Annotated in this window: 12 protein-coding genes and 1 pseudogene; 5 read left to right on the top strand and 8 right to left on the bottom strand. The window is 60.7% G+C overall.

Annotated elements, in window-relative coordinates; translation table 11 throughout:
- Positions 1-12: 12 nt before the first annotated feature.
- On the bottom strand, positions 13-669 hold the full coding sequence (locus tag C4S59_RS12565) for a sulfotransferase family 2 domain-containing protein (protein ID WP_103910878.1): 657 nt from the start codon (positions 667-669) through the stop codon (positions 13-15).
- 198 nt (positions 670-867) lie between these two features.
- Between C4S59_RS12565 and C4S59_RS12560 the strand changes: the two genes are divergently transcribed.
- Entirely contained in the window at positions 868-2496 is a 1629-nt protein-coding gene (locus C4S59_RS12560) for an AMP-binding protein (RefSeq protein ID WP_103910877.1), read from the top strand.
- 74 nt (positions 2497-2570) lie between these two features.
- Positions 2571-3599, top strand: a complete 1029-nt coding sequence (locus C4S59_RS12555; RefSeq protein WP_103910876.1) for a hypothetical protein — start codon at positions 2571-2573, stop codon at positions 3597-3599.
- Positions 3600-3740: 141 nt separating this feature from the next.
- Here the strand turns inward: C4S59_RS12555 and C4S59_RS12550 are convergent, their stop codons facing one another.
- The 6 genes from C4S59_RS12550 to cdd all read right to left on the bottom strand — a co-directional run bounded on the left by C4S59_RS12550 (position 3741) and on the right by cdd (position 9357).
- On the bottom strand, positions 3741-4718 hold the full coding sequence (locus C4S59_RS12550; protein WP_103910875.1) for a hypothetical protein: 978 nt from the start codon (positions 4716-4718) through the stop codon (positions 3741-3743).
- Positions 4719-4783: 65 nt separating this feature from the next.
- Positions 4784-5416 (bottom strand): uracil phosphoribosyltransferase, encoded by a 633-nt coding sequence (gene upp / locus C4S59_RS12545; RefSeq protein WP_103910874.1) that lies wholly within the window; start codon positions 5414-5416, stop codon positions 4784-4786.
- Positions 5413-6444: an adenosine deaminase gene (locus C4S59_RS12540; RefSeq protein WP_103910873.1), complete on the bottom strand. Its 1032-nt coding sequence runs from the start codon at positions 6442-6444 to the stop codon at positions 5413-5415. The genes upp and C4S59_RS12540 overlap by 4 nt, the downstream gene beginning before the upstream one ends.
- Positions 6444-7652 carry a phosphopentomutase gene (locus C4S59_RS12535; RefSeq protein WP_103910872.1) on the bottom strand — a complete coding sequence of 403 codons (1209 nt, stop codon included), beginning with the start codon at positions 7650-7652 and terminating at the stop codon, positions 6444-6446. The genes C4S59_RS12540 and C4S59_RS12535 overlap by 1 nt, the downstream gene beginning before the upstream one ends.
- Positions 7649-8965: a thymidine phosphorylase gene (locus C4S59_RS12530; RefSeq protein ID WP_103910871.1), complete on the bottom strand. Its 1317-nt coding sequence runs from the start codon at positions 8963-8965 to the stop codon at positions 7649-7651. Before C4S59_RS12530 ends, C4S59_RS12535 begins: the two co-directional genes overlap by 4 nt.
- Positions 8965-9357 (bottom strand): cytidine deaminase, encoded by a 393-nt coding sequence (cdd, locus tag C4S59_RS12525; RefSeq protein WP_103911231.1) that lies wholly within the window; start codon positions 9355-9357, stop codon positions 8965-8967. Before cdd ends, C4S59_RS12530 begins: the two co-directional genes overlap by 1 nt.
- Before the next feature lie 238 nt (positions 9358-9595).
- On the opposite strand from cdd, the gene C4S59_RS12520 reads away from it, so the two are divergent.
- Entirely contained in the window at positions 9596-11875 is a 2280-nt protein-coding gene (locus C4S59_RS12520; RefSeq protein ID WP_103911230.1) for an NADP-dependent malic enzyme, read from the top strand.
- A 242-nt stretch (positions 11876-12117) separates the two neighbouring features.
- The gene (locus tag C4S59_RS12515; protein ID WP_103910870.1) at positions 12118-14010 is read left to right on the top strand and encodes a propionyl-CoA synthetase; all 1893 of its coding nucleotides are present in this window, start codon (positions 12118-12120) and stop codon (positions 14008-14010) included.
- Between the two features lie 168 nt (positions 14011-14178).
- Here C4S59_RS12515 and C4S59_RS12510 read toward each other — a convergent pair whose 3' ends face one another.
- Positions 14179-14940 (bottom strand): NAD kinase, encoded by a 762-nt coding sequence (locus C4S59_RS12510; protein WP_103910869.1) that lies wholly within the window; start codon positions 14938-14940, stop codon positions 14179-14181.
- Positions 14941-15140: 200 nt separating this feature from the next.
- Here C4S59_RS12510 and glyA point away from each other — a divergent pair.
- A pseudogene (gene glyA / locus C4S59_RS12505) lies at positions 15141-15296 on the top strand (serine hydroxymethyltransferase); the annotation flags it as partial.

Raw genomic sequence — 15296 nt, 5'->3', positions numbered from 1 at the left:
ATGAACGGTCGTTTACTTTTCAGGATCGAAGGAATAGCCGAAGCGTGCGATGTCCTTGGCGCAGATGTCCGCCACCAGACCTGCGGTTAGATCACTGTAATACCCGCGCCAGTCCCGTGCCCGATCCGATGCGTTTTCGTGCCCCAGGTCAGGGCGAAACCCCAGATGCGCCTCGAACGCATCAAGCGCGGCGTCGGGGTCTTCCAGCTTGAGATAACTACAGGGCTGTTCAACCCCGTCCGACGTGGTCACATAGCTGGGATAGTCATTGCTGCGAATGCTGTCCGCGATCACGGGATGGCCCAGAAAGCGATCAAAATCGAGGCTTTTGGCCAAGGCAACAGCGGGATGCAGAAAGCTTTGTTCGCGCAGCCAATGGTAATAGCTGACCAAACGGTCCCACGGGTTGCGGATCAGGGTGAACACTTTCAAGGGGGCAAGCTGATCTTCGGGCAGGATGCCTTCGATATCGGCCAGCGTGGAGTGCTTCCACAGCCGCCCCTTGGTCGTGACGCCCTTCAACCGGTTGCGCCGCTTGACCGCTTTGGGCGTGTCGCCAATCAGGATGTCATCCTTGTGTGCCCGATCCTCAAGCGCCATCGCCAAGGATGTCCCGCCCGTTTTGGGAATATGAACAAAGATATAGCCACGGCCGGATGAGATGATCATGCCTCCGTTTTACCGCGCAGCACGCTTCTTGCGCAATGGAAACCCCACCAACCCCTGCGCGATCATGCGCGCGGGACGTGGCAAGTTGTCCCGCCTTTGGAAAATCGCAGACCCATAGCGCTAACATGCTTTGGTTGGCCTTTTCATAGCCTTTAAAACCTGCTCATCTCTGTTCCGGAGTTTTTGAGGGAGAGGACTATGGGCTGGTTGGCTGATGAAACCGGGCTGGACAAGAATGCCGCGAACTACACTGCACTGACACCGCTGTCATTTCTGGCACGCGCCGCGGATGTCTTCGCCGACCATCTTGCCGTCGTTTACGGATCGCACCGCGTCACCTACGCCGAATACCGCGACCGCGTGACCCAGCTGGCCTCGGCCCTGTCCAAACGCGGCGTTGCCTCTGGCGATGTGGTCGCAACGATCCTGCCCAACATCCCCGCCCATGCCGAAGCGCATTTTGGCGTGCCCGCAACCGGCGCCATCCTGAATTCGATCAACACCCGTCTGGATGTGGACACGGTGGCCTACATCTTTGATCACGGCGGCGCAAAGATTGCGCTGGTCGACACGCAGTTCATCGAACTGGCCGAAGCCGCCAAGGAACGCGCCGAAACAGAAGGCCCCGAAATCATCGAGGTTGTGGACACCGTCGCGGGCCTGCAGGCCACAGGCCGCCACCCGACCTATGACGGGCTTCTGGCCGAAGGCGACACAGATTTTGCGTGGGTCTATCCGCAGGACGAATGGGAAAGCATCGCTCTGAACTATACCTCGGGCACCACAGGCCGCCCCAAGGGTGTCGTCTATCACCACCGCGGGGCCTATCTGAATGCCATGGGTCAGGTCATTTCGTGGCGCATCGTGATGAACCCTGTTTACCTGACGATTGTCCCGCTGTTCCACTGCAATGGCTGGTGCCACACATGGCTGATGCCTGCGGTCGGCGGCACGATCGCCTGCTGCCGCGATATCGTCGCGAAAGACATCTACCGCATCATCGCGGACGAAAAGGTCACGCATTTCGGCGGCGCACCCATCGTTCTGAACATGCTGATCAACGCGCCCGAGGCTGACCGCCGCGATTTCGATCACGTGGTCGAGGTCTTTACCGCAGGCGCGCCCCCTGCCCCCGCGACGCTGGCCAAGATCGAACCCTTGGGTTTTAACATCACCCATGTCTATGGCCTGACCGAAACCTATGGCCCCGCGACCGAATGCACATGGCGCAGTAAGTGGGACGACACCAAAGGCGCCGAACGCGCATCGCTGAAGGCCCGTCAGGGTGTGGCCATGCCGTTCATCGAAGAGGTTACCGTCATGGACGGCGACAGCATGAACCGTGTACCGCGCGACGCCGAAACACGCGGCGAAATCATGTTCCGCGGCAACGGCGTGATGAAGGGCTACTACAAAAACCCCGAAGCCACGGCCGAGGCCTTTGCAGGCGGCTACTTCCATTCCGGTGACATCGCGCTTCTGGAAGAAGACGGCTATCTGCGCATCGCGGACCGCGCCAAGGACATCATCATCTCGGGCGGGGAAAACATCTCGTCGGTCGAGGTTGAATCTGTGCTGATGGGCCACGACGCCGTCAGCCTCTGCGCGGTGGTCGCGAAACCCGACGAGAAGTGGGGCGAAGTGCCCTGCGCCTTTGTGGAACTGAAAGAAGGCTGCGAGGTGGACGAAGCCACGCTGATCGCCTTCTCGCGCGAAACACTGGCGGGGTTCAAAACGCCCAAGAAGGTCGTCTTTCAGGAGCTGCCGAAAACATCGACCGGAAAAATCCAGAAGTTCGCCCTGCGCGAAGCGGCAAAAACGCTCTGAATGCCGCCGCGCGTTGCCCTTGTCCCTTTGCCCGTGCTAGCGTGCGCCGCAAAGAGGCAGGGCAGCCCGGCGGTATGACAGCACTACACGAATACGAACGGCTTGAGGCCACGGGCCTGTGGCGCGCGGATGGCGCGGCGCAACGGCGTGAAGTGGTTGTGTCCCTGGGCGATGCGACCCTGACCATCGCCGACATGCAAGACCGCGTGCTAGGCCACTGGTCGCTTGCTGCCATTGAACGGGCCAGCGCCAAAGGCGACCGTCCCGCGATCTATCACCCCGACGGCGATCCGAACGAAACACTGGAACTGGCCGAAGGTGAAGATCAGATGATCGACGCGTTGGACCGGATCCTGCGTGCCGTCGACCGCAGCCGCCCCCAACCCGGCAAGCTGCGCCACATTCTAGCAGGTGTATCTGCCGTGGCGATCGTCGGATTGGCCGTCTTCTGGCTGCCCGGCGCTTTGCTGAGTTATTCGGGCAAAGTCGTGCCCCCCGTCAAACGCGCCGAAATCGGCACCGCGCTTCTGGACCGGATCAGCCGCGTCAGCGGCAGCCCCTGTGCCGCGCCCGAGGCGAAAGAGCCACTGCGCAAACTGGCGGCCCGTATCCTTGGCCCGCAACGATCAAATGCGCTGGTCGTCCTGCCCGATGGCGTTGCCACCACAACCCACCTGCCCGGCGGACGCATCCTTCTGAACCGTGCACTGGTCGAAGACCCAGAAGATGCAGATGTGCCCGCAGGCTACATCCTAGCCGAAGCGGTCCGCGCGGCGGCAAGTGATCCGCTTCAGGATCTGCTGCAACACGCGGGCCTCTGGGCCAGCCTGAAGCTGCTGACCACAGGCTCTTTGCCCGACAGCGCGCTGGACAGCTACGCCGAACACGTCATGGTCCAACCCAATGCGCCCGTTGACCCACAGCTATTGATTGCCGCCTTCAACGCCGCCGAGCTGCGCTCATCGCCCTATGCCTATGCGGTAGACGTCACTGGCGAAACGACACTGGCCCTGATCGAAGCGGATCCCCGCGCCTCGGAAGGCAGCCGTCAGGTTCTGGCTGACGGCGACTGGATCCGCCTTCAGGGTATTTGCGGCAACTGATCCAGATGCGCGGCTGCGCCGCACAGGTCATCTCGGCCTCAGCCTTTGGCTGCGACCTCGGGTTTGGCGCTCTGATTACAAGTATTTTCTTTCCCCAAATACCTTGGGGGAATTGGCCGCAGGCCAAGGGGGCAAAGCCCCTTAGCGGCTGACGATTTTCGGCGCTTTGATTTTGGCCTTCGCTGCCTCGGACGGTGTCAGCATGCGGCGCGGAACGGTGTTCGTCCACTTGGCCTGAGTGTCGTAATACCCCTGAACCGTCTGATAGGCGCGGTAGGGGTTCAGGCGATCATCTTCCCAAACAGACCGGTAGCCTGCCGGGATCTGCGGTTTGATGCCTTCGTGATCGTCATAAACATGCTTGGGGACGATCACGGTGTTGCCCGGCAGGTTGCCGCCGCGGCTGTCCTGATAGGACCGGAACGAACCGCCAGACGGCGTGACTTTGCTGCGGCGGATTTCTGTCACGTGACCTGTGTCCTGCGACCCGCAGCGCACTGGGTAACGGCCACCGTTTCCGATGTATTTGTTCGAAATCGCCGACGCGCCCTGACAGGCGCTCTGGTTATCAGCAGGCACTTCGATCATGCGTTTTTGCGGTACCGGCGCAGCCTTCAAGACACGCGGCGTGGCCACTTTGGGCAGCGTTTTGATCACCTTGGGCGCTGGTGCGACAGGTTTGGAAGCTGGTGCTTTTACGATTGTTTTGGTGACGGGCTTGGCCACCGGCGCGGGCGCAGGTGCGGTGCGCACGACGCGGACCGGTTGCTGCGGAGCCGCCGTTGGTTTGGCCGCAGGCACGACCGTGGTCGCCGGCACGATCTTGATTGCGTCTTTCGGGATGGGCGCGACGGTTGGCGCAGGGGCGGCAGCAGCAAAAGTCGGCTGCGCGCCGCACAAATGTTCCCGTGCACGGCTGACACGCGGCACCCAATCGACCGCACCATCGATGCCTGCGCGCACATACACGCAGCCACGGCTGTCCACATACTGGCGGCCTTCGTAACTGGCGGGCGGGAATTCTGCAGGAATGTCCGTTCCTTGCTGGGCCTGAGCCATAAAGGCAAAGGCACAGGATGACGCCAGATAAACAAGAGCGAGCGCGCGTTTCAGTTTCATGTCATACCCCACAGATTGGACGCAGAATGCATCAACACCTTGCGTCTGTAAAGCGGGGACTATGCCTATTTTGTGCCGAACATCCGGTCGCCAGCGTCCCCGAGCCCAGGCACGATATAGCCCTTTTCGTTCAGATGACTATCCAGCGATGCGGTCACGATGGGCACATCGGGATGGGCCTCTTTCATGCGGGCCACGCCCTCGGGGGATGCAAGCAGGCAGAGGAAGCGGATGTTCTTGGCGCCTGACTTCTTCAAAAGGTCAATCGCCGCAACCGACGAATTTCCTGTGGCCAGCATCGGATCGACGGCGATGACCAGACGATCCTCAAGGCTTTCCGGCACTTTAAAATAATATTGCACCGGCTCCAGCGTTTCTTCATCGCGGTACAGGCCAACAAACCCGACACGGGCCGACGGGATCAGCTCCAACACCCCGTCCAGCAACCCGTTCCCAGCCCGCAGGATCGAAATCAGAGCAAGTTTCTTGCCCGCCAGCACCGGTGCTTCCATTTCCTGAAGCGGTGTGTCGATTGTCCGTTTGGTCATCGGCAGGTCGCGCGTGACCTCATAGGCCAGAAACTGGCTGATTTCGCGCAGAAGCTGGCGGAAAACGGCGGTCGAGGTATCGCGTTCGCGCATCAGCGTCAGTTTGTGCTGGACGAGCGGGTGATCGACGATGGTCAGATGTTGGGTCATGAAATCTCCAATCGTTTGGCGACGGCGTCGCGGGTGGCACCGTCGCAAAAGGCCGCGTCCAGCGCGGTTTGGTTCAAGTCGCGGAACACCGAGGCATCCCAGTTCAATGTTTTGGCAAGATTGACGTATTCGTCGCGCATAGTGGTGTGGAAAAACGGCGGGTCATCGGTTGAAACGGTCACCTTGACCCCGCGATCTTTCAGCTTGGCAATCGGGTGATCCCTAAGCGACTTGTAGACGCCCAGCACCACGTTTGATCCCGGGCAGACCTCAAGCACCACATCGCGTTCGGCCAGCATTTCACACAATGCGGGATCTTCGATCGCACGAACGCCGTGACCGATGCGGATGACGCCCAGTGCCTCAACCGCTTCGCGCACTTCCGATGGGCCACGCCATTCTCCGGCGTGGGTGGTCAATTTCAGGCCAGCCTCGCGCGCCATGTCGTAGGAATAGGCAAAGTCGCTTTGCTTGCCCTTGTTTTCATCCCCGCCCATGCCGAACCCGACAATCCAGTCGCCCGCCGTTTCCGCCGCACAGAGTGCAGAGGCCTTGGCCTGCTCCGGCCCGAAATGGCGCACGCAGGTCACGACCCCGCGCAGGGTGATGCCCATGTCGCGTTCGGCCGCATCGGCGGCTTCGCGGATCGCATGCAGGTAGTCGCGCCATGCTTCGACATCGCCGCCGCCGCAGAAATCGGGGCTGATAAAGCTTTCGGTGTAGACGACGCCGTTCTTGGCGCTTTCTTCCAGAATGGCGGTGGTCAGGCAGGCGTAATCGTCAGGCGTTTTCAGAACGCTGGTCGCGGCCTCGTAAACCGACAGGAAATGCAGGAAACCCTGAAAATCGTAACTGCCGTCCTTCCTGAAAACCTTCGAGATATCGACGTTCTTTTCACGCGCCAGACCGCGAATGAACTGGGGCGGCGCCGCGCCTTCGTGGTGCAGGTGCAGTTCGACCTTGGGCAGGTTTGCGACCTCGTACAGGTCTTCTTCTGTCAGGGGTGCATCAGGATCACGATCCGACATCACAAAAAGCTCTTTCCCGCGCCGCGCGCGTCTAGTCCCAGATGATCCGCGACCGAGGCCGCGACATCTGCAAAACCCACATGTCCGATCGTGCCAGCGCCCTTGCCCGCGATCAACACAGGCACACGTTCGCGGGTGTGGTCGGTGCCTGACCAGCTCGGATCGTTGCCGTGATCTGCCGTCAGGATCAGCAGATCGTCGTCCTTCAGGCTGTCCAACACACGGCCGATCCCCTGATCGAAGCGTTCCAGCGCGGCGGCATAGCCCGCGACATTGCGGCGATGGCCATAGAGCGAGTCAAACTCAACAAAGTTCGCAAACGTCAGGCTGCCCTCGGGCGCGTCGCGCACCAGATCGTGCAGATGGCCCATCAGCGTGGCATCATCGCCTTTGCGCACTTCGTCGATGCCCTCCATCGAAAAGATGTCGCCGATCTTGCCCACGGCAAACACCTTGCGCCCTGCATCCTGCGCCCAGTTGGTCAGGATCGGCTCAGGCGGGCGAATGGCATAATCCCGGCGGTTGGTGGTACGGGTGAAATTGCCGGGCTCGCCCACAAACGGGCGGGCGATGACACGGCCCACTTTCATGTCGTGCAGTGTCGGCGCGATGGCCGCGCACAGGTCGAGTAGGCGTTGCAGGCCAAAGTGTTCTTCATGCGCCGCGATCTGAAAGACCGAGTCAGCCGAGGTATAGCAAATCGGCCAGCCGGTCCGGATGTGTTCCGCGCCGAATTCATCCAGCATGACCGTACCCGAGCCGTGACAATTGGCCAGAATACCCTCTGTCCCCGCCAGTTCGCAGACGCGTTTGGTCAACTCCTCGGGGAAACTCGGGACGGACACAGGGAAATAGGCCCAGTCCCATGGCACCGGCAGACCGGCCAGTTCCCAGTGGCCCGAGGGAGTGTCCTTGCCCTTTGACACCTCGGTCGCGGCACCCCAGAGGCCAACCGGAGTGGCCGTCAAACCCGGTGCGGTCACGCCTGAGGCCAGCTCAATCGCCGCGCTCAGACCCAATGCATCAAGGTTGGGCAGATGCAACGGGCCGCTGCGCCCATCGTCCGCCCGCCCCTCGGCGCAGGCCTGCGCGATGTGGGCCACGGTGTTCGCGCCAGTGTCCGGCCGATCACCATTGAAATAACGATCCGCATCCGGCGCGCCGCCAATGCCAACACTGTCCATCACAACCAGAAACGCGCGGGTCATTTTGCCCCCCTTGCGTGGACCTGTTCCCCAACCAGCGGTCCGACGTCCGGCTTTTTGCCGATCGTAATTGCGCCCAGCACTTCGCCCACCGCCTGTTCCGCTTGGGTCAACCGGCTGGAATGGACGCGGGCCAAGGGCTCGCCCTTGGCGACCTTGGTGCCCAGCGGGACCAGATCAGTGATGCCGACGGCAGGATCGACCACATCGCTTTCCACCTGACGTCCGCCGCCCAGACCTACGACAGTCAGGCCCAAAGCCTCACCATCAATCGCGCTGATGTAACCGGCCTCGGGTGCTGTGACCTCGGTGATCACGGTGGCTTCGGGCAGGAAGCGGGTCCAATCCTCGACGAAAGTCTTCGGCCCACCCATCGCGTAGATCATCCGCCCCATCCGTTCGGCAGCAGCGCCAGACGAGATAACCTCACGCAGTTTATCTGCCCCTGCCTTGGCGTCCGGCGTGACCTTTGCCAATGCCAGCAGCGCACCGCCCAGTTCGATCGTCAGTTCGCCCAAGCGCCCGAAATCCGTCCCTGTCAGAACCCGCATGGATGACGCGACCTCGACCGCGTTGCCAAGGCTGTCCGCCAAGGGCTGGTTCATATCGGTCAGCAAAGCGGTGGTCGGGCAACCGGCGGCATTGGCCGTATCGACCAAGGCCTGCGCCAGTTCGCGCGCCTCATCCACCGTTTTCATGAATGCGCCCGATCCGAATTTCACGTCCAGAACCAGCGCCTCTAACCCGCCTGCCAGTTTCTTGGACAGGATCGACGCGCAGATCAGGTCGATGCTTTCGACCGTCGCCGTCACATCGCGGATTGCATAAAGGCGTTTATCAGCAGGGGCGATGTCCGTGCTGGCGCTGACGATGGCGCAGCCTGCTTCGGCCACGATGGCGCGGAACTTCGCCTCGTCCACATCGGTGCGCACACCGGGGATCGCCTCAAGCTTATCAAGCGTACCGCCGGTATGGCCCAGCCCGCGACCGGAAATCATCGGGACATAGACGCCACAAGCGGCCAAAGCGGGTGCAAGAACCAAAGACACACAGTCGCCCACACCACCGGTGGAATGTTTGTCAATCACGGGGCCATCCAGATCCCAGCCCATCACATGACCGGAATCACGCATCGCCAAAGTCAGCGCCGCACGCCCTTCATCGCCCAGACCACGCAAACAAACGGCCATAGCAAAGGCCCCCGCCTGCGCGTCGCTGACATTGCCGTCGGCCAGCCCCTGAGCGAACCAAGCAATTGCTTCGGGCTCAGGCGTTTCGCCGCGGCGAAGCTGGGCGATGATGCTGCGTGCGTCCATCAGGTGCGGTCCATGTGGCCTTGGTCAAACGCGCCGGGCAGCAATTCGGGGATGGTGACGGTTTTCTCGGTCCCTTCCAGCGTGGCCATTGTGACGGTCGCGCCTTCGGCTGCGAATTCGGCCAGCTTCTGGCGGCAGCCGCCACAGGGCGGCACGGGCGACGGCGCATCGGCGATCACATAGGCCTTGCTGAATTTCGTCTCGCCTGCTGCGATCATGGCGGCAATCGCGCCTGCTTCGGCGCAGGTGCCTTCGGGATAGGCGACGTTTTCCACGTTCACCCCGACAAAGACGGTGCCCGACGGCGTTTCCAGCGCCGCGCCGACCTTGAAATTCGAATAGGGGGCATAGGCGTTTTCGCGTACGCGCTTGGCGTCATCCCGCAATGTCATTGCAACCTCACTCATATGGAATGGGTGACACATTGCGCCCCTGTAGTATTGTGCGCAAGGGGGAGGCGTTGCGGAACCTCAAGAAATTTTACCAAACAGACAAGTTATATCATCTTCCGCAAAGATGACGTTAATCAGTTACCAGATTTCCGGAATATCCGGGGCATTTCCCGCAAATCGGGTTTCCCTGACGTCAAAATTAGTTTAGCGCTGAACCAAATTTCGAATGGAGCCCGAAATGTCCAATTCGCCCACCGATAGTTTTCGCCAAACGGCCCTGACCTACCACGAAGAACCGCGCCCCGGGAAACTGGAAATCCGCGCGACCAAGCCCATGGCAAACGGGCGCGATCTGGCATGGGCGTATTCTCCGGGCGTGGCCGAGGCCTGCATCGAAATCAAAGAAGATCCAGCAAATGCAGCGCGTTACACCACACGCGGCAATCTGGTGGCGGTTGTCACCAATGGCACAGCGGTTCTTGGCCTTGGCAACATCGGCGCACTGGCGTCCAAGCCGGTGATGGAAGGCAAAGCGGTTCTGTTCAAAAAGTTCGCAGGCATCGACTGCTTCGACATCGAATTAAACGAATCGGACCCTGAAAAGCTGGCAGATATCGTTTGCGCGCTGGAACCGACCTTTGGCGCGATCAATCTGGAAGACATCAAAGCGCCAGATTGTTTTATCGTTGAACAAATTTGTCGCGAGCGGATGAACATCCCCGTTTTCCACGACGACCAGCACGGAACCGCCATCGTTGTGGGCGCAGCTGCTACCAATGCGCTGCGCGTTGCGGGCAAATCCTTTGAAGATATCAAAATCGTGTCCACTGGCGGCGGCGCGGCGGGCATTGCCTGCCTGAACATGCTGCTGAAGCTGGGCGTGAAGCGTGAAAACGTGTGGCTCTGTGACCTGCACGGTCTTGTCTACAATGGCCGCGAACAGGATATGACGCCCCAGAAAGCGGCCTTTGCCCAAGGGGATCAGCCGAAAACACTGGCCGAAGTGATCGAAGGCGCAGACCTGTTCCTTGGCCTGTCCGGCCCGAAGGTTCTGAAACCCGAAATGGTCGCAACAATGGCCAACCGCCCGATCATTTTCGCGCTGGCCAACCCGACCCCTGAAATCATGCCGGACGAGGTGCGCGCCGTATCGCCCGATGCGATCATTGCCACAGGCCGTTCGGATTTCCCCAATCAGGTCAACAACGTGCTGTGTTTCCCGTTCATCTTCCGTGGCGCGCTGGACGTCGGCGCGACCGAGATCAACGACGAAATGCAGGTCGCCTGCGTCGAGGGCATCGCCGCCCTGGCCCGCGCCACCACATCCGCCGAAGCCGCCGCCGCCTATCAGGGCGAAAGCCTGACATTCGGGGCCGATTACCTGATCCCGAAGCCCTTTGATCCGCGCCTGTCCGGCGTCGTCTCAACCGCCGTTGCCAAAGCGGCGATGGAAAGCGGTGTTGCAACGCGCCCGTTGGAAGACATTGCCGCCTATCGCCGCAAACTGGACGCCTCGGTCTACAAATCCGCGCTGCTGATGCGCCCTGTCTTCCAAGCCGCCGCCACCGCATCGCGCCGCATCGTCTTTGCCGAGGGCGAAGATGAACGCGTGCTGCGTGCCGCGCAGGCGATTCTGGAGGAAACCACCGAACAGCCCATCCTGATCGGCCGCCCCGAGGTCATCTCGCGCCGGTGCGAACGTCTGGGCCTTGAAATTCGCCCCGAGCGCGACTTCAACCTTGTGAACCCCGAAAACGACCCGCGTTATCGCGACTACTGGCAAAGCTATCACCAGTTGATGGCCCGTCAGGGTGTCACGCCCGACATCGCCCGTGCGATTATGCGCACCAACACCACGGCGATTGCCGCCGTCATGGTCCATCGCGACGAAGCCGACAGTATGATCTGCGGCAGCTTTGGCGAATTCAAATGGCACCTGAACTACGTCAATCAGGTGCTGGGCACCGAAGGCCTGTCGCCCCAAGGCGCGCTGAGCCTGATGATCATGGAAGACGGCCCCCTGTTTATCGCCGACACCCATGTGCATGTGACGCCGACACCGGATCAAATCGCCGAAACCGTGATCGGCGCGGCCCGCCATGCCCGCCGTTTTGGCATCGACCCCAAGATCGCGCTGTGTTCGCAAAGCCAGTTCGGCAACCAGCACAGCGAAGCCGCAGAACGCCTGCGCGCCGCCATCGCCATTCTGGACAGCAAGCCGCGTGATTTCTGCTACGAAGGCGAAATGAACGTCGAGGCCGCGCTGGACACAGAACTGCGTGAACGGCTGCTGCCCACCAACCGGATGACCGGCAATGCCAACATCCTGATCTTTGCCCACGCGGACGCGGCCTCGGGCGTGCGGAACATTCTCAAAATGAAAGCGGGCGCTTTGGAAGTCGGTCCGATCCTGATGGGCATGGGCAACCGCGCCCATATCGTGACCCCGTCGATCACCGCCCGCGGGCTGCTGAACGTGGCCGCTTTGGCAGGCACGCCGGTGTCGCAATACGGCTGAACTCCGACAGATCGTTTCTGAACACTCGTTTATCGACATTTCAGGGCGCTGCACCCCATGCGGGTCAGCGCCCTAAGCATTTGATCACAAGCAGAAATATCAAAATTGTTAAGTAATTTACAGCCCCCACTGCAAATTCTGTAAACTTCCCCACCGGATTTTTTCTGGTTGCGGTAACGGGGCTTGCGCCACCATCATCGGCTTTCTAACACTTCCCTATCGTGACGAGGAGGAGCTGATCGATGACCTACAAAGACGTCTATGCCGAATGGAAGAGCAATCCCGAAGCCTTCTGGATGAAAGCTGCCGAGGCCATCGATTGGACGAAAGCCCCGTCCAAAGCCCTGTCCGAATTGGGCAACGATATGTTCGAATGGTTCGCCGATGGCGAAACCAACACCTGCTACAACTGCGTGGACCGCCACGTCGAAGCAGGTCGCGGCGATCAGGCGGCGATCATCTATGACAGCCCTGTCACCGACACCAAACAGACGATCACATTCGCCGAACTGCAGCGCGATGTTGCGGCCTTTGCTGGCGCGCTGAAAGCCAAAGGCATCGAAAAGGGCGACCGCGTTATCATCTACATGCCGATGATCCCGCAGACCGCTGTTGCGATGCTGGCCTGCGCCCGTCTGGGTGCAATCCATTCGGTCGTTTTCGGCGGCTTTGCAGCCCACGAACTGGCCGTCCGTATCGACGACGCAAAACCCAAGGCGATCATCGCTGCCTCCTGCGGGATCGAACCGGGCCGCGTCGTGGAATACAAACCCCTTCTGGACGGCGCGATTGACCTGGCCGAACACAAGCCCGAGTTCACGGTGACTTACCAGCGCCCGCAAGTGCAGGCCTCTCTGGTCGAGGGTCGCGATTACGATTGGGACAGCGTTCAGGAAGGCTCGGAACCGACAGGCTGCACACCGGTCGAAGGCAACCACCCCGCCTATATCCTGTACACCTCTGGCACCACAGGCGCGCCCAAGGGCGTTGTGCGCCACACAGGCGGCCATCTGGTTGCGCTGAACTGGACCATGAAGAACATCTACAACGTCAATCCCGGCGAGGTGTTCTGGGCCGCATCCGACGTGGGCTGGGTCGTGGGCCACAGCTATATCGTCTACGGTCCGCTCATCCACGGCAACACAACCGTTCTGTTCGAAGGCAAGCCTATCGGCACCCCCGATGCCTCGACCTTCTGGCGCATCATCTCTGAATACGACGTGAAATCCTTCTTCACAGCGCCTACGGCCTTCCGCGCCGTGAAACGCGACGACCCCAAGGTTGAACTGATGAAGGGCCACGACATCTCGGGCCTACGTGCGATCTATCTGGCAGGCGAACGCGCCGATCCGGACACCATCGAATGGGCGCAACGCGTCACAGGCAAGCCGATCTACGATCACTGGTGGCAGACAGAAACCGGCTGGACCATCGCCGGAATGCCCGCAGGCATCGAAGAACTGCCCGTAAAAATCGGCTCCCCCTCGGTTCCGATGCCGGGCTACGACGTGCAAATTCTGGACGAAGCCGGTCACCCGATGAAAGCAGGCGAACTGGGCGCCATCGCGGTCAAACTGCCCCTGCCCCCGGGAACCTTGCCGACACTGTGGAACGCAGAAGACCGCTTCCGCAAAAGCTATCTCCAGCAATTCCCCGGCTACTATGAAACCGGCGATGCAGGCATGATCGACGAAGACGGCTATCTCTACATCATGGCGCGCACCGATGACGTCATCAACGTCGCAGGCCACCGCCTGTCCACCGGCGCGATGGAAGAAGTTCTGGCTGGTCACCCCGATGTGGCGGAATGCGCCGTGGTTGGCGTCGCAGACAGCTTCAAAGGCCAGCTGCCCATGGGCTTTGTCTGCCTGACCACAGGCGTGAACCGCGATCACAGCGAAATCGCTGCGGAATGCGTGAAACGCGTCCGCGACCAGATCGGTCCGGTGGCGGCGTTCAAACTTTGCACGGTGGTCGACCGCCTGCCCAAAACCCGCTCGGGCAAAATCCTGCGCCGCACAATGGCGTCCATCGCCGACGGGCAAGAATTCAAAATGCCCGCGACCATCGACGATCCCGCGATCCTCGATGAAATCAGCGACGCTGTGAAAACACTGGGCTACCCCAAAGCCTAAGCCAAAAGTTAAGTCCCTGGGTGTTCGGGGTCGTGCCGTAGGCGCGGCCCCGTTCCTTTTGGTCCGCCAAAGGGCACCCGCACGCGCGCCAAAAGCGTCAGCGACGGCGCGGAAAACCTGCGCGGCCGACAGGCCGCACAATTGGATCGGGCGGGTGGATCAGGCGGATTAAACGAATTGCTCGCGCAGCAGCCGTTCTTCCAGTCCATGGCCCGGATCGAACAGAACACGGTGTGCAATCGACGGCTCTGACTTGATATCGACCTGCACCACATCCTCGACCGCCCGCGCATCCGCTTCGGCCATCACGGGGCGTTTGTCGGGATCGACAACATCAAACCGCACATGTGCGCTTGACGGCAGCAAGGCACCGCGCCAGCGACGGGGGCGGAACGCCGACATCGCGGTCAGCGCCAGAACGTCCGATCCGATCGGCAAGATCGGCCCGTGGGCGGAATAGTTATAGGCCGTCGACCCCGCAGGTGTCGCCACCAGCGCACCGTCACAGACAAGTTCGGCCATCCGCAACTTGCCATCGACCGAAATCTTCAACCGCGCCGCTTGCGGTCCAGAGCGCAGCAACGACACCTCGTTGATGGCCAGCGCATTGTGCACCTCGCCATCGCGGGTCACGGCGCGCATGGACAGCGGGTTGATCACCTCTTCCTCGGCCGCATCCAGACGTTCTTCCAGCAGGTGTTCGGAATATTCATTCATCAGGAAGCCAACTGTGCCACGGTTCATCCCGTAGACCGGCGCATCCAGATCCTGTGTGCGGTGCAACGTCTGCAACATAAACCCGTCGCCGCCCAAAGCGACGATCACATCAGCGCCCTTTTCCGAATGGTCCCCATACCGGCGGGTCAAAGTCTGTAAAGCGGCCTGCGCGATCGGCGCGTTAGAGGCTGCAAAAGCGATACGAAGCGCCATTTTGTTTCCTGTGCGAACCCTTTGGCTCCGAAAGAACCACAAACTCCCCCGATGGACCAGCAAGACGATAGGTTAGACCGATATTTTGCCGCCAACGGGATTTACATTGTCGTATCAGACCGGTTTATCACCTTGGACATCTTATTGTGTTTCCGATACGAAACGCCGCAACGAATCCACGCGACAGGAGTACCTGCAACATGACCGCCTCTCACCTTGAAGACGGCTTCTTCACCACCCCGCTATCCGAGAGTGACCCCAAGCTATTTGCGTCGATCACGGGTGAGCTTGGTCGTCAGCGCGACGAGATCGAGCTGATCGCGTCTGAGAACATCGTGTCCCGCGCCGTGATGCAG

The sequence above is a fragment of the Thalassococcus halodurans genome (assembly GCF_900108225.1).
GTDB lineage: Bacteria > Pseudomonadota > Alphaproteobacteria > Rhodobacterales > Rhodobacteraceae > Thalassococcus > Thalassococcus halodurans.
This window is presented reverse-complemented; position numbering and strand designations above follow the sequence as displayed.